Annotated in this window: 30 protein-coding genes; 17 read left to right on the top strand and 13 right to left on the bottom strand. The window is 58.9% G+C overall.

Going from position 1 to position 19,462, the window contains the following annotated elements; genetic code table 11:
- Positions 1–35 precede the first annotated feature (35 nt).
- From A9404_RS00455 to A9404_RS00405, 11 genes are read right to left on the bottom strand one after another with little or no spacing between them, the layout of a single operon-like run.
- The gene (locus A9404_RS00455; protein WP_066097663.1) at positions 36–428 is read right to left on the bottom strand and encodes a Mor transcription activator family protein; all 393 of its coding nucleotides are present in this window, start codon (positions 426–428) and stop codon (positions 36–38) included.
- A gap of 22 nt (positions 429–450) precedes the next feature.
- Positions 451–1,110, bottom strand: coding sequence for a gp16 family protein (locus A9404_RS00450; RefSeq protein WP_066097661.1), 660 nt, complete (start codon positions 1,108–1,110; stop codon positions 451–453).
- Entirely contained in the window at positions 1,107–1,466 is a 360-nt protein-coding gene (locus A9404_RS00445; protein WP_156521176.1) for a hypothetical protein, read from the bottom strand. Before A9404_RS00445 ends, A9404_RS00450 begins: the two co-directional genes overlap by 4 nt.
- Complete coding sequence (locus A9404_RS00440) at positions 1,447–1,725, bottom strand: hypothetical protein (protein WP_066097657.1); 279 nt, start codon at positions 1,723–1,725, stop codon at positions 1,447–1,449. The genes A9404_RS00445 and A9404_RS00440 overlap by 20 nt, the downstream gene beginning before the upstream one ends.
- A 10-nt stretch (positions 1,726–1,735) precedes the next feature.
- A complete protein-coding gene (locus A9404_RS00435; protein ID WP_066097655.1) occupies positions 1,736–2,356 on the bottom strand; it encodes a DUF3164 family protein in 621 nt (206 codons plus the stop codon).
- Between the two features lie 32 nt (positions 2,357–2,388).
- On the bottom strand, positions 2,389–2,733 hold the full coding sequence (locus tag A9404_RS00430) for a hypothetical protein (RefSeq protein WP_066097653.1): 345 nt from the start codon (positions 2,731–2,733) through the stop codon (positions 2,389–2,391).
- Between the two features lie 11 nt (positions 2,734–2,744).
- Positions 2,745–3,935, bottom strand: a complete 1,191-nt coding sequence (locus A9404_RS00425) for an ExeA family protein (protein ID WP_156521175.1) — start codon at positions 3,933–3,935, stop codon at positions 2,745–2,747.
- Entirely contained in the window at positions 3,932–5,764 is a 1,833-nt protein-coding gene (locus A9404_RS00420) for a DDE-type integrase/transposase/recombinase (protein WP_082922613.1), read from the bottom strand. Before A9404_RS00420 ends, A9404_RS00425 begins: the two co-directional genes overlap by 4 nt.
- The gene (locus tag A9404_RS00415; RefSeq protein ID WP_066097651.1) at positions 5,764–6,681 is read right to left on the bottom strand and encodes a hypothetical protein; all 918 of its coding nucleotides are present in this window, start codon (positions 6,679–6,681) and stop codon (positions 5,764–5,766) included. The genes A9404_RS00420 and A9404_RS00415 overlap by 1 nt, the downstream gene beginning before the upstream one ends.
- Positions 6,682–6,698: 17 nt before the next feature.
- Positions 6,699–7,013: a MarR family transcriptional regulator gene (locus A9404_RS00410; RefSeq protein ID WP_231880927.1), complete on the bottom strand. Its 315-nt coding sequence runs from the start codon at positions 7,011–7,013 to the stop codon at positions 6,699–6,701.
- Positions 7,010–7,462: a hypothetical protein gene (locus tag A9404_RS00405; RefSeq protein WP_197490370.1), complete on the bottom strand. Its 453-nt coding sequence runs from the start codon at positions 7,460–7,462 to the stop codon at positions 7,010–7,012. Before A9404_RS00405 ends, A9404_RS00410 begins: the two co-directional genes overlap by 4 nt.
- A gap of 147 nt (positions 7,463–7,609) precedes the next feature.
- Here A9404_RS00405 and A9404_RS00400 point away from each other — a divergent pair, with 147 nt between their 5' ends.
- Positions 7,610–7,885 carry a hypothetical protein gene (locus A9404_RS00400; RefSeq protein WP_156521174.1) on the top strand — a complete coding sequence of 92 codons (276 nt, stop codon included), beginning with the start codon at positions 7,610–7,612 and terminating at the stop codon, positions 7,883–7,885.
- Between the two features lie 28 nt (positions 7,886–7,913).
- On the opposite strand, the gene A9404_RS00395 is transcribed toward A9404_RS00400, so the two are convergent.
- Positions 7,914–8,144 (bottom strand): DNA-binding protein, encoded by a 231-nt coding sequence (locus tag A9404_RS00395; RefSeq protein ID WP_066097647.1) that lies wholly within the window; start codon positions 8,142–8,144, stop codon positions 7,914–7,916.
- A gap of 206 nt (positions 8,145–8,350) precedes the next feature.
- Here A9404_RS00395 and A9404_RS13490 point away from each other — a divergent pair, with 206 nt between their 5' ends.
- The 16 genes from A9404_RS13490 (at position 8,351) to A9404_RS00320 (ending at position 19,093) form a co-directional block, all read left to right on the top strand.
- Complete coding sequence (locus A9404_RS13490) at positions 8,351–8,701, top strand: hypothetical protein (RefSeq protein ID WP_197490369.1); 351 nt, start codon at positions 8,351–8,353, stop codon at positions 8,699–8,701.
- A complete protein-coding gene (locus A9404_RS00385) occupies positions 8,698–9,282 on the top strand; it encodes a hypothetical protein (protein ID WP_066097643.1) in 585 nt (194 codons plus the stop codon). Before A9404_RS13490 ends, A9404_RS00385 begins: the two co-directional genes overlap by 4 nt.
- Before the next feature lie 224 nt (positions 9,283–9,506).
- Positions 9,507–9,932: a hypothetical protein gene (locus A9404_RS00380; protein ID WP_156521173.1), complete on the top strand. Its 426-nt coding sequence runs from the start codon at positions 9,507–9,509 to the stop codon at positions 9,930–9,932.
- Positions 9,933–10,015: 83 nt separating this feature from the next.
- Complete coding sequence (locus A9404_RS00375; protein WP_156521172.1) at positions 10,016–10,243, top strand: hypothetical protein; 228 nt, start codon at positions 10,016–10,018, stop codon at positions 10,241–10,243.
- Positions 10,244–10,350: 107 nt separating this feature from the next.
- The gene (locus tag A9404_RS00370; protein ID WP_066097637.1) at positions 10,351–11,229 is read left to right on the top strand and encodes a DUF6731 family protein; all 879 of its coding nucleotides are present in this window, start codon (positions 10,351–10,353) and stop codon (positions 11,227–11,229) included.
- Positions 11,207–11,641, top strand: coding sequence for a DUF2254 domain-containing protein (locus tag A9404_RS13260; protein ID WP_156521171.1), 435 nt, complete (start codon positions 11,207–11,209; stop codon positions 11,639–11,641). The genes A9404_RS00370 and A9404_RS13260 overlap by 23 nt, the downstream gene beginning before the upstream one ends.
- A 90-nt stretch (positions 11,642–11,731) precedes the next feature.
- Positions 11,732–12,232 (top strand): lysozyme, encoded by a 501-nt coding sequence (locus A9404_RS00365; RefSeq protein WP_066097635.1) that lies wholly within the window; start codon positions 11,732–11,734, stop codon positions 12,230–12,232.
- Entirely contained in the window at positions 12,229–12,654 is a 426-nt protein-coding gene (locus tag A9404_RS00360; protein ID WP_066097633.1) for a hypothetical protein, read from the top strand. The genes A9404_RS00365 and A9404_RS00360 overlap by 4 nt, the downstream gene beginning before the upstream one ends.
- A gap of 185 nt (positions 12,655–12,839) precedes the next feature.
- Positions 12,840–13,172: a hypothetical protein gene (locus A9404_RS00355; RefSeq protein WP_066097632.1), complete on the top strand. Its 333-nt coding sequence runs from the start codon at positions 12,840–12,842 to the stop codon at positions 13,170–13,172.
- Positions 13,169–13,474: a VpaChn25_0724 family phage protein gene (locus A9404_RS00350; RefSeq protein WP_066097630.1), complete on the top strand. Its 306-nt coding sequence runs from the start codon at positions 13,169–13,171 to the stop codon at positions 13,472–13,474. The genes A9404_RS00355 and A9404_RS00350 overlap by 4 nt, the downstream gene beginning before the upstream one ends.
- The gene (locus A9404_RS00345) at positions 13,471–13,662 is read left to right on the top strand and encodes a hypothetical protein (RefSeq protein ID WP_066097628.1); all 192 of its coding nucleotides are present in this window, start codon (positions 13,471–13,473) and stop codon (positions 13,660–13,662) included. The genes A9404_RS00350 and A9404_RS00345 overlap by 4 nt, the downstream gene beginning before the upstream one ends.
- Positions 13,646–14,194: a DUF3486 family protein gene (locus A9404_RS00340; protein ID WP_197490368.1), complete on the top strand. Its 549-nt coding sequence runs from the start codon at positions 13,646–13,648 to the stop codon at positions 14,192–14,194. The genes A9404_RS00345 and A9404_RS00340 overlap by 17 nt, the downstream gene beginning before the upstream one ends.
- Positions 14,191–15,702 (top strand): hypothetical protein, encoded by a 1,512-nt coding sequence (locus A9404_RS00335; RefSeq protein WP_066097626.1) that lies wholly within the window; start codon positions 14,191–14,193, stop codon positions 15,700–15,702. Before A9404_RS00340 ends, A9404_RS00335 begins: the two co-directional genes overlap by 4 nt.
- Entirely contained in the window at positions 15,702–17,285 is a 1,584-nt protein-coding gene (locus A9404_RS00330) for a DUF935 domain-containing protein (protein WP_066097624.1), read from the top strand. The genes A9404_RS00335 and A9404_RS00330 overlap by 1 nt, the downstream gene beginning before the upstream one ends.
- Positions 17,286–17,446: 161 nt before the next feature.
- Positions 17,447–18,517 carry a phage head morphogenesis protein gene (locus tag A9404_RS00325; protein ID WP_197490367.1) on the top strand — a complete coding sequence of 357 codons (1,071 nt, stop codon included), beginning with the start codon at positions 17,447–17,449 and terminating at the stop codon, positions 18,515–18,517.
- Between the two features lie 132 nt (positions 18,518–18,649).
- Entirely contained in the window at positions 18,650–19,093 is a 444-nt protein-coding gene (locus A9404_RS00320; RefSeq protein WP_082922612.1) for a phage virion morphogenesis protein, read from the top strand.
- A 101-nt stretch (positions 19,094–19,194) separates the two neighbouring features.
- Here the strand turns inward: A9404_RS00320 and A9404_RS13590 are convergent, their stop codons facing one another.
- A complete protein-coding gene (locus tag A9404_RS13590) occupies positions 19,195–19,365 on the bottom strand; it encodes a hypothetical protein (protein ID WP_156521170.1) in 171 nt (56 codons plus the stop codon).
- Positions 19,366–19,462: the final 97 nt, after the last annotated feature.

Raw genomic sequence — 19,462 nt, 5'->3', positions numbered from 1 at the left:
CGAGAGGGGATTCTACGCCGATGGGCGCGGGCGGACTATCGATCATGCTCCAGTCGGTCGACCGGATCGAACAGGCCCGGCTGGCGATCCTGACGAATCATCTTGCGAATCTTGCGGATCACGGCATAGACCCAAACCGTGGTCACGCCATGGCGCGTCGCCAATTCGTTGTGATTGCTGCCGTCGAATTCCCGCCAGATGGCCAGGTCGCGCTGGATCATCCGCAGAGTGACGCCCTTAGGGAAATTGATGTGCCGTCCGCCCCAGTTCGCGGCCATCACATCGACGAGTTCCAGTGCCAGCTGATCGGCGGGTTCCGGCGCAAGACCCTGTTGGCGCGCCAGATGGGCGGCCTGATCGAACAGATCACGCAACAGGTCCGGCGCATCGCGCATCAGACGGGACGGCGGTAGTTCTTGCTGTGCCATGATTTTCCTCCCCTGTTCCCGGTCATGCCGGGCGATTCGGCAGTCGCTTCGATTCCAGATCGTCCAGATAGGCAAACGCTCCCCGCAGGGCATCGAAGGTATCGGGCCGCCGGGTGGGATGCGCGAGCAGTTTGGCCAGCACGTCGGCCGCCGGTATTCCGGCATCGATCAGGCCCAGGGACTGCAATGCCCCGATCCGGGCAATCAACACACCCGGCAGCGTGCGAACGCCCCAGGCCTTGAGGGTCTCGATCAGCCGGTTGCACTGACGGCCATCGGCCCAGTGCAGATCGTCGATGCCCGCGATCCGCTTGGCATAACGCGCGAGGGCCGATTCCTCGGGATTCAGCACCACACCGGCAGAATGCAGGAACAGCCACAAGGCGCGGATCTTGCGAACCTCGTCATCCATTGCCAGCTTGCGTTGGGCCAGCTTGCGTTTGGGTTGCGCCGCAGCATCGGATGTCGTCTTCGGCGGTTTGGGAATCCAGCCCTTGCCGGTGAACTCGCGCAATACCCCATCCATCTGCGTAATCGTCAGATCGCGGCTGGATGGCGTTTCCCTCTTCGCGCCATGACGGATCAGCACGGCACGGTAGCTTTCGTCATCCAGGCCCAATTGCTTTTTGGCGATGTGGATTTTGGCGAGTCTCGCCTGGCGGGAATCGTTGTGCTGCGTCATGATCTCAACCTCGCGAATTCGATCGATTTGCCGAACGGCAGACCGCGCACCCACTCGATATACTGAACGGCATCATCCAGGAGCGTATTGGGATGACCTTCGATCACCTGGGGTTGCGGCGGCAGCCGATAGCACTGCCGCTGGATGTCCCGGGTGGCCGTGCGACGGACCAGTTCGTTGATACAGCCCATGCGACCGTGGGCCATGACGATAACGTTAACAGGTAGCTCGATGCCGCGACCGAGGCGACGATCCGGATAGACGTAGAGCATGACGGCGGCCTCAGCCTTTTTGACTGACGCCTGTGCATTGATCGAATTGCCCATGGCGCTGGGATTATTGATTTGGGGTTTCATTCGAAGACTCCTTTTCAGGATTGATACGCACCCCGCAAAATGGGCAAAACGTATGCGCCATCGTGCTTTCAACAGCCTTCTTCTGGCCGACGAGCGTGATTTCAATTGGATTGCAAGTCACCAAATCCAGATCCAGCCCACGCATGACGATCGTCGTGCCTTTCAGCTTCACATCTGCCAATGGCTTTTTGAACTTGCCGGGTACAGACAGCCTTTCTTTCAGCATTTTTTCGATGTTTTCGATGCATTCGCATTGCATGTTGCATTCCTCACACTGATGCCAGATCCAGGCTGATGGCCCGGTATTGCTCGGACTCGCCCACACGCTCGTACACCCGAACGTATACAGCGCTGCCCGTGGTTTGGATGCTGTCCTTGATCGCCTCCATGGCACGCCGCCACTCGGCGTCATCGATATCCAAGCGCAAGAGTTCGAGCACAGCGGCTGTCTTGATCTGGCCCTTGGTGTCTGTGCGGAATGCGCGGTCGACCAGGGCACGGATGTTGTCGTTTGCCCCCTCGCTCCACCGGTCGATACAGCGGTTGATCAGCGTCTTAGCGGCTTCCAGTTCCTCCCCAAAGGTGATCCGATCGGCGATGCTGCGCACGATCTTGTACCGGCCGTCGTAGCTGGCCAGTGAGACGTTGCCTTTCTTCCCGCCGATCGTGACTTCATAGCGATCGGCGGCGATCTGGATCAGATCCTCGATCTCTGCCAATGCCTGCTTCTTGAAATCCGCCAATTCCTTGCTGATTTGCAGGGCGCGCAAAACCAAACGCCTGGTGACTTCATCGCGCAGCCTGTCCTGTTCTCGGACCTTGTCCGTCGGGACGAGGTGGCCTGTGGCATTGCGCATGTAGCCTTCGGGGATATTCGTTTCATTCGACATGATGGGTTTCTCCTGATGGATTCGTTCGGGCGTTAATTCACGGCCTCGTCCCACTCGACGCGGCAGCCTTCGAGCTGGATCTGCAAACGGCGGATACGTCCGCGTGTATCCCGCCCGAACTGGTAGGGCACGGCCGTGCCCAGTACGGCATTGCGCTTGAGATAGGGAATGCTGATCACGGGCTTCGGCCGATTGATGTCGATATCGATCACGTCGATGCCATGCCGTTGCAGGATGAACAGGGCATCCCGTACCCGGGCCAGTCGCACCGCGTATGCTTCGTGTTGCGGCAGCCGGGCGCGCCGTTCGCCCATGGCCTTGAGTTCGGGCAGCCCCGGCATGCTGGAGGGAATCGGTTGCGTGCTGATGGTTTTCATGGGTGGGTACCTCATACCGATCTGACGATGTCGGCCGTGATGATCGGCGCACCGAGTTCGGCAGCCAGATTCATCGCGGCGGTCAGCTGGTTGCCCACCGCCAGTGGGTAGAGGAGCGAGGTGGCCGTGCTGCCGCGCGTCCGTCCCGGCACGGTGAGTTTCGACCGCAAGGCCTCGATGCCGGTGGGATCGATCACATCGTCGATGGCTTTCCCGGCACGCTCCAGGCGATGGCTCAGGTACTCGTCCAGATGACCGTCGAGCGGATCGAGCGTGATGGTCTCGATGCGCTGCACCACCTCGCGCACATCCGGACGGTTCTCGGCCAGCTTTTGCGCCAGTTCCGGCTGGCCGATCAGCACGATCGACAGCAGGCGGGAAAATCCGTCCTCCAGTTCGTAGAACCGTTTCAGGTGCTTGAGCGTGGGGATCGATAGGCCGTGGGCTTCTTCGATGATCAGCACATGGCGCATCCCCGCGCGGCGGCTGTCGCGCAGCAGGCGGTGCAATTGGGCGAACCGGGCCTCGGCGCTGATGCGGATGCCTGCCTTGGGATCGAGGGTGCGGATGATGGCAGCGGCGATATCCGTGGACTTGAGGCTCTTGCCTTTCTGGTCGTTTTCTTCCAGCCCGAGCACATAGGGTTCGATCACGACCACCGGCAGCGATTCGCGGCTGATGCGATCGATGAAATCCCGTCGCAGGGTGGATTTGCCCGCGCCGCTCTCGCCGACGATGGCGATGAATCGTTCGCTCGTCAGCGTCTGCGCCAGGGCGGCTCGCACGTAGCGTACGTCGGGGCTGGTGAATACCTCTTCACTGGTCTGCAGTTCGCCGAAGGGATCGGCGAAAATCTGAAAGTGCTTTTTGGTGGCTGGAAACAAGGGCTGTTTGCGTAGTAGCATGTCTCTGTCCTCTTTGGGATGGGTGAATTCGGCTGTTGCTTCTGTGGATGAGGCGGCCGGATTGAATACGGTGGTCAGCGTTGCCGCGCCGACTCCGTGGGAAACCAGGAAAGCCGTGATGCGCTCGCGAAGTGCCTCACGGTTTTTTTTCGGCCAGAGGCCTTTGCTGCACAGCGCCGTGATGGCACTGCGGCTGATGCCGAGATCGACGGCCAACGCCTGTTGCGACAGGCCATGTGCAACGAGCACGGCTTTCAGCTGAATGGGGGAGTCGTTGGCGTTGTGCGAGGCGTTCATGCTCTGCCTCCCACCAACTTGAGTTCGCCGGGTGCCCCGTGGAAACGGGCCAGCAGATCGGCATGCAGGTGATCGACGTCCTCGGCCGGTACGCCTTCGGGGTAAAGCTGGACGATGTGCTGGTAATGGGCAGCGGACCAACCCGGCAAACGCGCCTTGAGCGTCAAGGCCGCTTCGGTATGGCTGAGCGGCGGCTCGGTGACGCGCGGCTTGTTCAGACCGTGCGCGGTGCCGCGCTTGGGCAGGAAGGTGGGCATATCCGCATCGTCGATATGCTTGAAGGGATCGAGCCGCCCGCCGAAGGGCAGCGTTCTGCCCTTCGCGATTGCCTTGCGCGCCTCTGCCGCATCCTCGACATTTTCGGTACCGGTGATGATCTGTTCCAGGCGCGCGGCGGTCTGCTGCGCCGGGGTATCGGCATGACGACGGTAGCTTTCGCCGATCACCGGGGCATTCACGGCAAAGCCGGCATCCGTCTTCTCGACGCGCGGCACGACGTGGAACACATCGCGCCCCGCTTCATCGATCAGCACGATCTGCGCGGCATCCGCCCGCCAGGGGTTGCGGGTTACGAGCAGGTTTTCGCCGACCTGAACGCCGGGTACGCTGGAAACGTCGTATTCCGCGCCCCGGAACGAGATCCGCAGGAACGGATTGACCTTGCGCTTCTCCGGATCGGCCACCGCCAGTTCCCGGCATACGTCCACCGATGGTGCCTTGATCAATTGCGCCGCGGTAATGCCGAGCCAGTAGGCCGTACGCGTTTTGCCGTGACGGCTATGCACGGCCGTGGCGTTGAAATGCGCCCGCCATTTGGCGGCCAGCCGGTTGATTTCCTCCAGGCTGTCCACCGTCTGGAACTTAAGCGCTGCCTCGAACTTGCGCTCGATGATGTTGCGCGCGTTCTCCACCTGCCCGGTGGCCCGGGCATTGCCCGGCGCGTGGGCGATCATCCGGATGCCCAGGGCGCGGCACAGGTTGCGCGTGCTCGAGGCCGTGTTGGCCGAACCCGGGTCCATGAACAAAATGTCGGGTACGCCGTGCAGCACGTCCCCGGACACGCCATCCTGCCCGGCGCTGCGTTCCTGCATGGCGTTGATCAGTACCGATTGCAGGTTCTGGCCGGATTCCGCGCCGAGCACGTATTCCACGTAGATCCAGCCCGTCGCATGGTCGGTGATCTCGTAACTCCAGACCCGATCGGCGGCGATGCGCGCGAGGTTCTTCGGCTTGTTCTTGTAGAACACCTCCTGCGCCATCACCTGCAGGCCGGATTCCCGCTGGCCCTTGCCCCTGTGCATGCCATTGTTCAAGTAGTACAACACGCACAGCGAGGCATCGATCTGCCAGACGTGATTGGGATGCAGGCTGGCAAGTTGCACCGCCGGTGCCGGTGCATTGATCTGATCCGGGTGCAAACCATGCCGCCGCATCCCGGTACGGATGGCGGACAGCGACAGGGGGCGGACTTCACCGGTCGCCGTATCGACGAACTCGGCCCGCAACATGCCGTTGGCGCGCAGCACGTCGACGGCATCGGCCACGGAATACAGCCGCTTGCCGTTTTTCCGGGCCGACTCGGCGATGGTCGCCGCAATCAACTCGGCCTCCGCCCGATCCAGCGTGCAGCCACCCGCGTCGATGCGGCGTTTGCGCGGATTGCGCAAGGCAATGCTGCCGAGGTGGCGATGCAACGTGGATAGGCTCATGCCCAGGGACTCTGCCGTACGGCGGTAGATGGCCGCCTTCTGGCCGTGACCCGCACCCTCGGCCGCGCGATGCGCCGCGAGCAAGGCATCGATCTGTGCCGGCGACAGGGCGGCCATCATCACACGCCCTCGACCAGGCGGCTGGCCCCGGGCGTGGACTGCAGACTGGCCAGGAAATCCTGCACGTCGCCGGCGTCGGTCAGGGTGAAATCCTCCCTGAGCATACGCGCCGCCCGGTCGATCTGCTCCAGAGCCCCGGCCATGAGCGCGCTGCTGTCGCCTCCATGCGCCGCATGGTGGTCTGCCAGCTGGGTGAATACCGCGCGGATCCCGGCATCGAGGTTCGCCACCGCTTGCAGCGCCTGCCGGGATAATTCCTCGTGCAGTTCGACGAGGCGTTCGTCGGGTTTCGGCGGTGCCGCGCGCTTTCTGCCCAGTTCCGTTTCCAGGGTATCCAGCCGCTCGTTCTTGCTGGCGATCAGACGATCCTTTGCGGCGGCATCGGCCTTGGCCTCGCGCAGGCGTTTGCGCAATTCTTTGAATGAAAGCGTATCCATTTCATCCGGCTCAATGCCACGCACCGCCATGCCATTAGCCAGATCCTCGGCTTCTTCCTCGTCCAGTACAGCCAACTCCAGCAAAGCTGTTTTGCTCAGTTTTTCCAAAAGCGGGAACGTTCCCGTTTTTGAAAATCGCTCGGTCACTTTCATGGTGCGCTGAGCCAGTCGCAACTCAATACCTTGCCGTTCCAGGCAGGCAATGAACTCGCCGTGACCGCATTGTTCCTTGAGCAGCAGCAGGCGGGCACCCAGGGTGAACAGGCCGTGGTTGATCATCGCCTTGGCTTCGGCAATGCCATCTTCCAACGCCGCCGGGTTCAGGCTGCCGCTGTAGCGCAGCCGGGTCGCCAGCGCCTTGGTTTCATCATTCACCATCAGTTCGGCCGCATCGGCGGCGCGCACGAGTTCGGTGGCCTGTTCGGTGATATCCGGAACGGCAACGGGATCGAGAACGGTTTGACGGGGCGTACGTGCCATGGTCGGCTCCTTTTCGGTTAGCGGGTGGTTAAGCGGGATTTGATTTCATCGACTCGGGCGCTCAGGCGGTCCATGTCCGCCAGAATGGCGATCGCGCTCTGGGCCAGCCGGATGCTTGGCCGGATGCGGCCCGTCTCCGGAATGCGCTCGGCATAGCCGGCCGCCTCCAGAGTCGCGACATAACGGGTGATGTTCGGTCCGGAAATGCCGGTCGCCTTAATGAGATCGCCCGGAGTCAGGCCATGGGCGAAGTGGCGCATCAGCACATCCAACACCTTGAACACCTGCAGAGCGCTGGCATTGACGCCCGTGGCTTTCGAATCTTCTTTCACGGGGTCACCTCCAGTTGCAGTTCCGGGCTGGCGCTCTTGCGCACGTTTTCCCGATGCCAAGCCAATTCGGTCATGCTGGTCGTCAGGGCGGCGAGCGTCGCATCCGCCCCTTCCTTGCCCGAATAGAACGCCAGCAGCGCGCCTACGGCCTGATTGATGTTGAGTTGCAGCGCCTGCATGTCCTCGGCATTGGCGGCGCGACCTGTGGGAATGTCGATCACCAGCCGACCGGCGCCGGCTGCGAAGTAGCGCGAAAGCAGATCGATGCCGCAGGCATGCTCGAAGGCTCGCACCTGGGTGAGTTTCAGATTGAGATCCGCCAGGTGTTTGTACAGCGTCCAAAAACTGCCGTAGCTCATGAGTTCGGCGATCTGTTCCACGCTGAGGTTGTGCGCTTCAAGCGCGTAGGCCAGGGAGTCGTCCACGGCGGCGCGGAGGCTGGTCGGCACATGCCGCTTCCAAAAGCGCGCGCGGTTTGGCGATAAGCGATTTCTGCTCATGCCGCACCCGCCAAAATGAAACCGCGCTTGCATCTGGTGAAAATTGCTTGCGCACCGTAGGCTGGTTTCGTGATAAAACAACGGGGAGACCAGCGCATGCAGCCTAATGATTTCACTGAATTGGCGGGACGGATCGAGGCCGTGACGCGCGTGATGTTGCACATGGCCGTGGAGCTTGAAGAGCGCGGCATTATCGACGGCCCCCAGTTTTCGGCTGGCTTGCGCGAATCGCTGCGGCCATCACCGGTTGCAAGTGGGCATTTGTTTGTGGCGCGGGATCGGCTGCAGGAATTGGCGGGCAATCTTGATGCGGCCCGCGCGACGCGCCGATCACGGGCAACGCCTGGGGAAATCCATAAGGGTTTCGGGTGATGTTCATGGCGTCGTGCTCCGGCTGGACTCAGGCGGCGGCGTTGTCGAGCGCCTTGGCGGGATCGGTGCAGATCTCGCCTCGCTTGAGGCCGAGCTTCACCGCGATCTCGTGGGTCTGGCCGCGCACGCACTTCTTGCGGCCGCCCAAGACTTCGAACACGAGATTGGGCGAAAAATTGTTGGCCAGCGCCCACTGGGTGATCGAGATCCCCTTGGCCTGAAGTTCGGCGCGGGCCTCGTCGGCGGTGCGTAGTTTCATGTTGGTCTCCTTGTCAGGGGCCGCGACACGTTGGCGCGTGTCGATTAAGTTGCCGTTCTTGGTGGGACGGTGTGAGTTAATAATGATGCACGTACGTGCACATGTCAACTGGTGAGTGCGTCTTTTTGGACACAATTTCAGACAGACTACGCGAAGAGCGCGAGCGGCTGGGTTTAAGCCAGGCCGGATTCGCAGAGCTGGGAAAGGTGCAGCGTAGATCCCAGGCAAACTACGAGGCCGGTGATCGATATCCAGATGCGCTGTATTTGTCTGGCGTCGCTAAGGCTGGTGTCGATGTGCTCTACATCCTCACCGGTCAGCGATCGCCGACAGCCATGCAACCGGACGAGACCATGCTGCTGGAGCGGTATCGAACCAGCCCACAGGCTCTACGGGATGCGGCATTGCGCGTGCTGCTGGGCGCCGATGCCCCGTCGGCAGCGGCATCAAAGTTCAGCGTCGGCGGCAATATGAATGCACAGGTTTTCGAGGGTGGCGCGACCAATACGGCGCCTGTCACCTTCAATATCAGCAGCGACAAGGAGCGGAAGAAGTGACCCTAAAAGAAGAAGCAATATCTCAGCAGGCAACTGCCAAACAAGAACAGCGAACAGCACGGGTCAACGGCGATTTTCATGGTCTTCATGCCAGTGGCGACATCAACAACCATGCCCCCGTAACCTTCAATATGGGCGAACAGACACCCGAATCACGCCGCCAGGCAGAGTTCGCCCGCGATACCAAAATCCATTGCAACCGGCCGACCCGCGAGACCCTGGAATGGCTGATGACGCACTGCGGTTTTACCCATCGGGAATTGCGCAGCGCTTGGAAAAGCGACACCATTTTCTGGTCCGAGCCTGAACAGCAGCTGAAAGCCAAGCTCAACTGGTTCACCTATATCGTCTTGGGCTGGGGCATGTTCTGGCTGTCAGCGGCGGTCATCATGATCTCGTCGATCGGCATGTCGCTGGGTCACGTTTCGAACCTGAAAACGCTGCTGGTGTTTTGGGCGGGACTTCCTGTATTCATCTATTCGCTCTGGCTTTCCGTGAGTGCGTTCATTCATCCCTTCCGTACGGCGCAGCGCGTGCAGCGGGCGCTGGATAATTGCGACAGGAATATTCCGGCCACCTGATTTGAATCCGTCTGCCTTCAAGGAATCGACAAGGAGCGAATATGTCAATCACATGCAAGAAATGCGGCACAGGCAACCCGGACGATTCGGCGATCATTTGCCCCCACTGCGGGGTAGTTTATGCAAAGGCGGCATCGGCCCCGCAGCACGCCCGCTATCCGCGCGATCCGCAACCCGACGTGGCAGACGATCAGCCGAAATCCCGTTCGTTCAGCGTGTTGAATTTGGGTCTGATCTTCATTGGAGCCGCCGTGCTGGCCGCCGGCTGTTTCATGCCGATTGTCAGCATTGGCGTGCTCAAGTTCAGCTATTACAAGAACGGCCACGGCGATGGCCTGTATGTGTTGATTCTGGCGGGGTTGATCCTGCTCGGCGCCCTGGGGAAATCAAGACCAATCGCCGGGTTCCTCGGGTTTATCTGCCTTGGTTTGATCAGCTTCGATCTGTATATGGCCACGCAAAAGATCAGCGAGATGCAGGACAAGGTCGCGCACGATGTACAGGGCAATCCATTTGCCGGGCTGGCGCTTGCGGTGAGCAATAGCGTGTCGCTCGAATGGGGGTGGGGTGTGATGTATCTCGGCGGGATTCTGGTTCTGCTCGGCGCGCTCCTGAGCAATCGGATGTTGAAGGAGCAGTATGCTGATTGATCACCGCATTGAGCCGAAGGGGAAAAGGCTTGATTCCCAAGAAACTCTAAATTGGTTTCATCACCACTATGGAGCTGCGCGTAATGGACGGTACTGAATTCGACGATTTGTGGCCGCTGATACTTGAAATAATCGGTGAAGTGTATGGCAAATTCTTCATGCCCGATGGAGACACGATCAATTTCGTACGAGATTTGCTTGAGAAAGGTTATTCAAAAATGGAGATCATCGCTGCTCTGCGCAGAAGACTGGAAGCAATAAATCCACCTGATGAGTCACCAACTGTCAATATTTTTCCCCAAGATGTTTGATCCAGAACGAAAACTTCAATCCGGCGATAGTAACTACGTTAAATCCCGCAGTATGCGCAGTAAGTTTTCAATACATTTTATTACTTTATGATGGAAAGGAAGTTCTAATGCCAGAATCCAAAACATACAAGATTGGTTTCTATACTTTTGGAACCTCTAACGATTTCGAGGGGAGCATCACAGATTACTTCCAAAGTTGGATTGATGCAGGCCAAGCCCCAACTGTTGAGAGCAGAAGTACAAAATTTGAGTTACGCCGACTTTCTAGGCGCGGAAATTTTATCCGTGGATTCATAGGTAAGCTTCGCTTTGATGATCTGCCTCATGCCAGCAGACCTGGCGGCCAGGAGCGGGAGCTTAACCTTGATGATGATGAGGGATTGATTGAAAAGAACTTCTTTATCTATTCAATTACTCACAACGCTTTGATTTACCAGCATCAAGGGTATGGGTCAACTTATCTTCAGTTTGGCAACTATTTGACCGAGGCCATCGGTGATACGGTTAGTGTTAACCCAATTATTCAACCAGATGCTTTGCGGCGTTTGATGAGGGGAAATGTTGAACCTAAGATGGTGGAGTTAAGCATCGCAAAACCTGCAGCTAATTTTTTGGGTGAATCCGCTATTACCAGGGAAATAGTATCGTTGATGAATAGCTCTGAGGGGATGCAGATGTACATGAGATTCTCGCTCGGGCGAGGTCGACATACCAGACTCCAAAGATTGTCTTCCGGTTTTAAGGACACTGTTGCGGAACTAATGGATCACGGAGTTGTTTCTGTTGCAAGGTTTCACGTCTCCGAGGATGGTGATACCCATCCAATAGATCTGTTAACCGATCGGATTACAGATAGTGTCGTAGTTGAGCTTAGCGGGCGCTACCCGGCGGAAACGGATATTCTCCATGCGTTGATTGCAAGCTGGAATGAAAACCAAGAAATCGTCCTTGAAAGCATAGGCCATGGCGAAAATGCGTGGGTATAATTTAGTCTGTCCTGTAGTGGCCCTGCCGCTCGTCTGGTTTGCCATCAAGGGGCATCCAGAAACGCTTGTGAATTTGGTTCCTGTTATTGCAAGCGTGTCAGCAACCATGCTCGGTTTTTTGGTGACGGCGCTGTCGATCTTAATGACTTTAACCGGACATAGACTGATTGAGAATATGAGGCGAACAGGTCATTTGAGGCAGATGGTACTTGGATTTTTCCATTCAGGTGTTTTCTTCCTAGCTTCTTTGATCATCTCACTACTTTTCCTGATGATGCCATCTTTATCCGACCCATGGATAGGAATGCTGTCAATGTGGCTTCTTACAGTAGCAATTTGTCTCTTTATTGTCGGCGGGTGGTGGTTCTATTTGGTAGTTGAAAATTTATCAAGTAGGCACGAACCACATTGATAGGCGCGCATCTCTAAACCCCTTTAAAAGACCATCCATACCACACCCCGCACAATGCGGGGTGTGTGCTTTTGTACGTTTGGGGGTGGCATGAAAAGGACAGGAGGCGGTCGCGGGATTATTGCCGGGCTTGCGGCGCTTTCAGCCGTCGGCCTGACTTATCTCGCTTCCGATGAAGGCTATCGTGGCAACAGCTACCCCGATGGCGGCGGCGTGCAAACCGTCGGCTTCGGTACCACCACGCACCTGGACGGCACGCCCGTCAAAGCCGGTGAGAAAACCACGCCGGTGCGGGCATTGATCGCGCTGCGGGCGCACGTCGACAAGACGGAAAAAGCCATGCATGCCTGTATCGGCAATGTGCCGCTGTATCAGTACGAGTGGGATGCCTACGTTCGCCTGGCTTACAACATTGGCAGCGGGGCATTTTGCGGTTCCACGCTGGTGAAGCGCCTGCGCCAGTCCCCACCGGATTACGCCGAAGCCTGTCGCCAGATCCTTCGCTGGAACAAGGATAACGGCAAGGTCATTCCCGGCCTCGTCAAGCGTCGTGAACGCGAGTATGCGCAATGCATCGGAGACGCGTCATGAATGCCCTCGCCATCGGTGCCCTGGTGGCCACGATCTCGATTGGCATCGCGACGGGGGCCGGGTATCGCTGGGGCCATCACGATGCCGAGTTGGTTGCCCAAAAAGCTCAGCTGACCGCGCAGAAATCCCAAATGGAGAACGTGAATCGGGCGATACGCCAGGCCAATGAACGGGCGGCGGAAGATGCCGAGATTCTGCGCGCCAGCGAACAGGTACGGGTGATCGAACAGACCCGGACGATTATCCGTGTTAAGGAGGCTGCCCGCCATGTTGCCGAAAATCCTGATCTTTATGCCCGTCGTCTCGATGCTTGCGGGGTGTGCCTCGCCCGCTCTGCCGCCGCCGGTACCGATCCGTCAGCCTGCGCCTGCGGATCTGATGGTGCCCCCGCCACCGCTACCCGTGCCGGGCAGCGCCACTGAGTTGACGGTGGGGCAACTGTGGCAGGCCTACATCGAGGCGGCGGATCAGTACCACGCGTTCACCCGGCGTTTTGTCGACTTGCAGGCATGGGTGATTCGCCGTGAACACCGAGAACAAACCCAGCAGGAGGCCCCATGAGCGATTGCGCGGATAACGTCGACAGGCACCAGGGAGGATACGGATCGTGATTTCTTCACAGGGTTACACCTGGCTGATGGATGGTCTGCAGACCCTCGGCATGATCGTGTTGGGCTGGTACGGCTGGGTGATGAAAAAGGAAATGGCGGACGCGCAAGTTCTGCGCGAACTGCAAACGGAACTGGCCAACGCAAAACAGACCATCGCGCTGCTGGAGCAGCGCATTTTCAATTCTCCCACCCATCAGGATCTGGGCGATCTGCATGAACGTATCAACGATCTCTCCGGTGCCGTGCGCGAACTCGTCGGCGTGATGAGCGGCGTGCAACGCAGCCTGGATCGGGTGGAAACCAAACTGATCAACGAGGGATCACGATGAGCGGGTTCACGGCGAATTACAAAGACCTGGTAGCGCAGGATCGTCGATTGGTGCTGCTCCAGGCGCTGGCTGTCTCACCGGATTACGCCCTGCGCGAAACCGTGCTGGTGCGACTGCTGGAGGGCGAGCGTCTAGCGATCGGCCATGATGATTTGCGGGCGGAGTTCCGCTGGTTGGCCGACCGGGGTCTGATCGATATCGAGTACCACGATGACGTCCAGGCTGCCCGCATCACCGTGCGCGGCGTCGACGTGGCCAATGGCCATACCCTGGTCGACGGGATTGCGAGGCCGCGTCCATGACAAACCAAGAATTTGATTTTGAGGTCTGGTTCGACACATTGACCTTGCACCTGATGGATCGTGGCGTTCGCTTTCACGATGAGGATGCAGTCCGAGAGGACTATGAGTCGGGTCGTGATGTGTATGACCTGATAGACGAAATCGCAGCTGAATACGATGTTGAAGGTGGAAATGATGCCACCCCGTGACAAGATCAGTCAGTTGCCGCCGGATCTGCGCGCCACCATCGACCGCATGCTGATCGATGCCGGTTTCTCCGGTTACGACATGCTCGAACAGATGATCCTGGATGCCCATGGCGTCAGCATCGGCAAAAGCAGCCTGCACCGCTACGGCCAGAAGCTCGAACGCCGTTTGAGTGCGATCCGTGCCAGTACCGAAGCCGCCCGCGCCATTGCCGAAGCCGCGCCCGATGACGCGGATCACCGCTCGGCCGCCGTTATTTCCCTGGTTCAATCCAGCCTGTTCGATGCGATGTTGGCACTGGAGGAAGCGGATGAGGAAGCCGACCCCGCCGATCGGGTGAAGCTGTTGGCCAATGCCGCCCGGGCCATCGCGGAGGCGAGCCGTGCCAGTCAGGGGCAGAAGCGGTTTGAACAGGAAGTTCGCGCCCGTATCGAAGCGACCGCCACGTCGGTTGAAACCATCGCCCGCAAGGGCGGCCTATCCGCCGATGCGGTGGAGACGATCCGCCGCGAAATCCTCGGGATCGCCTCGTGAGCGCGGTACCGGTCGTTCTGCCGAATACCAGCAACGCCGAAGTCCCGGCGGTGCTCTTGCCCTATCAGCAGGCGTGGATCGCCGACCAGGCTCAGCTCAAGGTGGGCCCGAAATCACGCCGCATCGGCCTGACCTGGGCGGAAGCCGCCGACGACGTTTTGATTGCGTCTTCGGGCAAACCCTCCGGCGGGATGAACGTGTACTACATCGGCTACAACCAGGACATGGGCCTGGAATACATCGAAGCCTGCGCCATGTGGGCCAAGGCGTTCAACTACGTGGCCGGCGAGATCGAGGAAGGCATCTGGGAAGAGGATGCGGAAGACAAGCACATCAAAACCTATACGATCCGCTTTCCGGCCTCCGGTCACCGGATTGTTGCCTTAAGCTCGCGCCCGGCCAACCTCAGGGGCAAACAGGGCGTGATCGTGATCGACGAAGCGGCATTCCACCAGAAACTGGATGAACTGCTCAAGGCTGCATTGGCGCTGCTGATCTGGGGCGGCAAGGTACGCGTCATTTCCACGCATGACGGCGAAGACAACCCGTTCAACGAACTCGTCAACGATATCAAAACCGGTGCGCGCGCCGGCAGCGTGCAGCGCACGACCTTCCGCGAAGCCGTGGCGCAGGGGCTCTATCAGCGCGTTTGCTTGCGCCTGGGTAAGGCATGGAAGCCCGAGGGCGAAGCGGCATGGATCGACAGCGTGTATGCGTTCTATGGCGATGATGCCACCGAGGAACTGGACGTCATCCCCAAGGCCGGCAGCGGCAGTTATTTGCCGGCCATCCTGATCGAAAAGGCCATGGTCGATGTGCCGATTCTCCGCCTGGCGTTCGATGATGCCTTCGGGGCGTTGCCGGAGCCGACCCGCCGCGCCGACGTTGCCGATTGGATCGCCCAACAGCTGGACCCGTTACTGCGCGAACTCGACGGGAATCTGCTGCATGTGTATGGCCAGGATTTTGCCCGATCCGGGCACTTGTCGGTGATCGCGCCGATGGCGATCACCCCTGATCTGGTCCGCTCGGTGCCCTTCATGATCGAAATGCGCAACGTGCCGACCCGTCAGCAGGAACAGATCCTCTGGTATGTGGTTGAACGGTTGCCGCGCTTCCAGGCTGGCGCCATGGATGGCACCGGAAACGGCGAAACCATGGCCGAATACACCCGGGACAAGTTCGGTTCCCGCATCCACCCCATCAAGTTCAACGATGCCTTCTACGGTGCCAACATGCCGATTTTCAAAGCGGCGTTCGAAGACGGTTTGATCCGCACCCCGCGCCATGCGGACGTTCGGCGCGATCTTCGATCGATTGCCGTCGTCCGGGGCGTTCCCAAACTGGACAAGGAGGCCGAATACATCGGCAGCGATGGCCGGAAACGACATGGGGACAGTGCGGTCGCCCTGTTCCTGGCTTATTTCGCCAGCATGCTGGATAGCGGCCCGATCGAAGTGGCGTCCCGTCGCCGTCGCCAGTCTGCCGCGTTGATGGAGGGGTATTGATGAATCGCAAAGGCATCTGGGTATCCCCCAACCAGTTCGTCGAGTTCGCGGACAATGCCAGGCAGAACCTGACGGCCGAGATCGCCAGCCGTGATCACAGCCCGGACTTTAATGCACTGGGTCAGTACCTGCCGAATCCGGATCCGGTATTGAAGAAGATGGGTCGGGACATTGCGGTCTATCGGGATCTGCGCGCCGATGCCCATGTGGGCGGCTGCATTCGTCGACGCAAGGCCGCGGTGAAGGCGCTGGAATGGCGCATTGAACAAGGCAATGCCACGGCACGGGTGACCAAGCGCATCGACGCCATTTTTCAACGGCTTGACCTGGACCATCTGCGCGCCGAGGCGATGGAGGCGGCGCTGTACGGTTATCAGCCGCTGGAAGTGATGTGGACGAAGGCGGCCGGGTTTGCCGATGGATGGAATGTGCCCGAGCGGGTCGTCGCCAAGCCGCCGGAATGGTTTCTGTTCGATCCCGAGTCGCGCTTGCGCTTCCGCTCGAAAGATCGTCTGTTCGATGGCGAACTGCTGCCGGAACGAAAATTCCTATTGCCGCGTCAGGATGCCAGTTATGTCAATCCCTACGGCATCGCCGACCTGTCGATGTGCTTCTGGCCGGCGACCTTCAAGCGCGGCGGGCTGAAGTTCTGGGTGGTGTTTACCGAGAAGTACGGCACGCCGTGGCTCGTCGGCAAAACGCCGCGCGGTACACCGAAGACTGAAACCGATCGTCTGCTCGATCAACTAGAGGCGATGGTTCAGGACGCGGTGGCGGTGATCCCGGACGATTCGAGCGTCGATATCGTCGGCGATGCCGCGCGCACGAGCTCGTCGAGCATTTACCAGGATCTGTTGATGTACTGCCGCAGCGAGATCAGCATCGCGCTGCTGGGTCAGAACCAGACGACGGAGGCGAATGCCAACCGCGCCAGCGCCACGGCTGGCCTGGAAGTGACGCGCGAGATCCGCGATTCCGACGTGACCATGATCGAACAGGCGATGAACGAACTGATTCGTTGGATCGTCGAGATCAACAGCGACGGGGAAGCGCCGACCTTCAAGCTATTCGAGCAGGCTGAAATCGACGATACCCAGGCCAAACGCGACGATATTCTGTCCCGCACGGGTGTGAAGTTCACCAAGTCCTACTATATGCGCAGCTACGATCTGCGCGATGACGATCTGGAGGTCGTAGCGCCGCCGTCATCGCCCACCAGTCCGCAGGGCGGAGCGGCGAATGGGGCGGCATTTTCCGAGTCGGGAACTCGATCCGGGTGCCCTTGCTGCAGTGGGGTCGAGTTTTCCGATGGGCAGAACCCATCCGCCACGGATGCGCTCGACCAGGCCGTGACTGCGGAAATGGATCAATGGCAGGCCGTGTTGGCGCCGATGGTCGATCCCTTGCAAAAGCTGATCGATGAAGCAATTCAAAATGGCGAAACGGCGGATCAACTGCTTTCCCGATTGCCCGATCTGCTGACGCCACAGGCTTCGGCCGCATTGCAGGCTCAGTTGACCCGTCAGAATTTCATCGCCCGACTCGCCGCAGCAAGCGGACTGCAAATCGATGTGCCGCAATGAGCGACGCCACGGATTTCGCCAACATGATGAAGCTACCGCCGGCCGAGGCGGTGGCGTACATGGTAGCCCGCGGCCGCATCGAGAAAACCTTCAACTGGCAGGACTTGTGGGCGGAAGAACATACCCGCTCGTTCACGGTAAGCCGTCTGGCTCATGCCGATTTGCTGCAAACCTTCCGGGACAAAATCACCGCTTCCGTCAAAGGCGATCTGTCGCGACGCGACTTCATGCGCGATATGAAATCCGAGTTGCAAAAGGCGGGCTGGTGGGGCGAGAACCAGGTGCTCGATCCTCAAACGGGAAAAATGCTGTCGACCACTTTCGATGCATCGCGTCTGAAGCTGATCTACGACACCAACATCCGTACGGCCCAGGCTGCAGGACGCTGGCAGCGGTTTGAATCGACACGAGCCAGTCATCCCTATCTGCGTTACGTGACCAAACGCGACGAGCGCGTCCGGGTCAGCCACCGGGTTTTCGACAATGTGACCCTGCCGATCGATGATCCCTTTTGGCATAGCCATACACCCCCACTGGGTTACCGTTGCCGTTGTCGCCTGGTGGCCATGAGCAAAGGCGATTTCGAGGCCGGCCAGGCACCTGACGGCACCCCGTTGAAACCAGCCGCACCCAATCTGGGTACGCAGGAATTCATCAACAAGCGCACCGGTGAAGTCACCCGTGTTCCGGTCGGCATTACTCCGGGATTCGGCTACAACCCGGGAGCTGCATTCCTTGCCAACCAGCTCAAGATGACGGCCGACAAACTGGCCGGGCTTTCTCCTCCGCTTGGCAGGGCCGCCCTTGAAGCCATCAATAGCGGGGCAGATGCTGAGCAGGCCTTTTCCGCATGGCGGGCCAACCCTCAAGGCAATTGGCCACTGGCGTTCTTGGCGCTTGATGACCTATCGCTGATTCAGGGGAAAAATCCTGTGGCCAGCCTGTCACCGGAAACGATCGCGAAACAGGATAGAAAGCACGTCGAAATGACCGATGCCGAGTATTTGCAGGCGCAATCGGTGATCGATCAGGCGCAAATCAAGGCTCAGGAACAAAACAGCCTGATTTATGTGCAAATCAAGGATACGCCGGATCTGGGCGGGTACGTGCTGGTGGTGAAGGCGACCCAAACGGGCAAAGGGCTATTCGTGACGAGTTATCGGCGTTTGTCGCGCAAAGAAGCAGCGCGGGACAGAGAGATTGCACGCCTGCTGAACAAGCAAAAAAAATGAGGCAGCACCTGAACTGCCCCGTGGAAATGGCGCGATGGGCTCCCCTGACCATCGACGGAACCTTTGGGCCTCAGGTATGCCCTCAGCGGCTGCCGGGAGACTTTGCCGCCACTTCTTGGAGAAGAACGTATCATGCTCACCATCAATGTCAATGACCGGTTCGTAGTCGATGCGCTCAGTCATCTGATGCAGCACGTCACTGACATGCAACCGGCGATGGCCAGCATCGGACAAGAGCTTGTCACCCGCATATCGAATCGATTTGAAACCCAAACCGATCCGATGGGGCACCCCTGGGCACAATGGGCCGAGTCAACGAAAAAAAGCTACCCGGAGGACGGAAACGGCCGCATTCTCGATCGCTACGGGGATATGCTCGATAGCCTGAATTTCCAGGCTGACAGTGACAGTTCGAAGATCGGGTTTGGTGATCCCGTTGCGGTCTTTCATGAATTCAGCACGCGCTACATGCCGGGCCGCCAAATGATTTTTGATGACCCGGTTGCTGGTACCATTTCACCGGCTGATCAGAAAGCGATCATTGATATAGTTCAAGGGTATCTGCTGAGCGATTAGGTCTTGCGTGATGCGAAATATATTTTCATCGCCCATCCCATCACAGCCCTGTTCATCCCTGGATATCCCACATTTATCTCAATCGTCCCTGTGTATTTATCTCAGTTCCGTTCAGCATGAATCGCTACCTCGTATTTGCGCGCGTACTCACCCAACCACCCCGCGTAGGCGGCAAAATCTTCCGTGCCCGCGAAGCAGACCTGACGATTATTGCCACGCTGGATGATGTGCTGCGGCACATCCGGCACGCATAGTCTTGGCAATCTTGCCATCGTCGAACCGCCTTCCCTGGAGAGGTTTCAAAACTCAGAGGCTGGTAATTTTACTCTGACCCCAATTATTCATTGGTTGCTCTGTTCAGATAGATGA

Source organism: Halothiobacillus diazotrophicus, from assembly GCF_001663815.1.
Taxonomy (GTDB): Bacteria; Pseudomonadota; Gammaproteobacteria; order Halothiobacillales; family Halothiobacillaceae; genus Halothiobacillus; species Halothiobacillus diazotrophicus.
This window is presented reverse-complemented; position numbering and strand designations above follow the sequence as displayed.

What these genes read in the sequence shown, in the direction of transcription:
- A9404_RS00445 (WP_156521176.1), bottom strand. Translation starts at nt 1,466, where the DNA reads ATGAAACCCCAAATCAATAATCCCAGCGCCATGGGCAATTCGATCAAT.
- A9404_RS00440 (WP_066097657.1), bottom strand. Translation starts at nt 1,725, where the DNA reads ATGCAATGCGAATGCATCGAAAACATCGAAAAAATGCTGAAAGAAAGG.
- A9404_RS00375 (WP_156521172.1), top strand. Translation starts at nt 10,016, where the DNA reads ATGGACGGTACTGAATTCGACGATTTGTGGCCGCTGATACTTGAAATA.
- A9404_RS00360 (WP_066097633.1), top strand. Translation starts at nt 12,229, where the DNA reads ATGAATGCCCTCGCCATCGGTGCCCTGGTGGCCACGATCTCGATTGGC.
- A9404_RS00365 (WP_066097635.1), top strand. Translation starts at nt 11,732, where the DNA reads ATGAAAAGGACAGGAGGCGGTCGCGGGATTATTGCCGGGCTTGCGGCG.
- A9404_RS13260 (WP_156521171.1), top strand. Translation starts at nt 11,207, where the DNA reads ATGGCGAAAATGCGTGGGTATAATTTAGTCTGTCCTGTAGTGGCCCTG.
- A9404_RS00350 (WP_066097630.1), top strand. Translation starts at nt 13,169, where the DNA reads ATGAGCGGGTTCACGGCGAATTACAAAGACCTGGTAGCGCAGGATCGT.
- A9404_RS13590 (WP_156521170.1), bottom strand. Translation starts at nt 19,365, where the DNA reads ATGGCAAGATTGCCAAGACTATGCGTGCCGGATGTGCCGCAGCACATC.
- A9404_RS00345 (WP_066097628.1), top strand. Translation starts at nt 13,471, where the DNA reads ATGACAAACCAAGAATTTGATTTTGAGGTCTGGTTCGACACATTGACC.
- A9404_RS00420 (WP_082922613.1), bottom strand. Translation starts at nt 5,764, where the DNA reads ATGATGGCCGCCCTGTCGCCGGCACAGATCGATGCCTTGCTCGCGGCG.
- A9404_RS00455 (WP_066097663.1), bottom strand. Translation starts at nt 428, where the DNA reads ATGGCACAGCAAGAACTACCGCCGTCCCGTCTGATGCGCGATGCGCCG.
- A9404_RS00330 (WP_066097624.1), top strand. Translation starts at nt 15,702, where the DNA reads ATGAATCGCAAAGGCATCTGGGTATCCCCCAACCAGTTCGTCGAGTTC.
- A9404_RS00415 (WP_066097651.1), bottom strand. Translation starts at nt 6,681, where the DNA reads ATGGCACGTACGCCCCGTCAAACCGTTCTCGATCCCGTTGCCGTTCCG.
- A9404_RS00370 (WP_066097637.1), top strand. Translation starts at nt 10,351, where the DNA reads ATGCCAGAATCCAAAACATACAAGATTGGTTTCTATACTTTTGGAACC.
- A9404_RS00320 (WP_082922612.1), top strand. Translation starts at nt 18,650, where the DNA reads ATGCTCACCATCAATGTCAATGACCGGTTCGTAGTCGATGCGCTCAGT.
- A9404_RS00425 (WP_156521175.1), bottom strand. Translation starts at nt 3,935, where the DNA reads ATGAACGCCTCGCACAACGCCAACGACTCCCCCATTCAGCTGAAAGCC.
- A9404_RS00340 (WP_197490368.1), top strand. Translation starts at nt 13,646, where the DNA reads ATGATGCCACCCCGTGACAAGATCAGTCAGTTGCCGCCGGATCTGCGC.
- A9404_RS00450 (WP_066097661.1), bottom strand. Translation starts at nt 1,110, where the DNA reads ATGACGCAGCACAACGATTCCCGCCAGGCGAGACTCGCCAAAATCCAC.
- A9404_RS00435 (WP_066097655.1), bottom strand. Translation starts at nt 2,356, where the DNA reads ATGTCGAATGAAACGAATATCCCCGAAGGCTACATGCGCAATGCCACA.
- A9404_RS00400 (WP_156521174.1), top strand. Translation starts at nt 7,610, where the DNA reads ATGCAGCCTAATGATTTCACTGAATTGGCGGGACGGATCGAGGCCGTG.
- A9404_RS00395 (WP_066097647.1), bottom strand. Translation starts at nt 8,144, where the DNA reads ATGAAACTACGCACCGCCGACGAGGCCCGCGCCGAACTTCAGGCCAAG.
- A9404_RS00430 (WP_066097653.1), bottom strand. Translation starts at nt 2,733, where the DNA reads ATGAAAACCATCAGCACGCAACCGATTCCCTCCAGCATGCCGGGGCTG.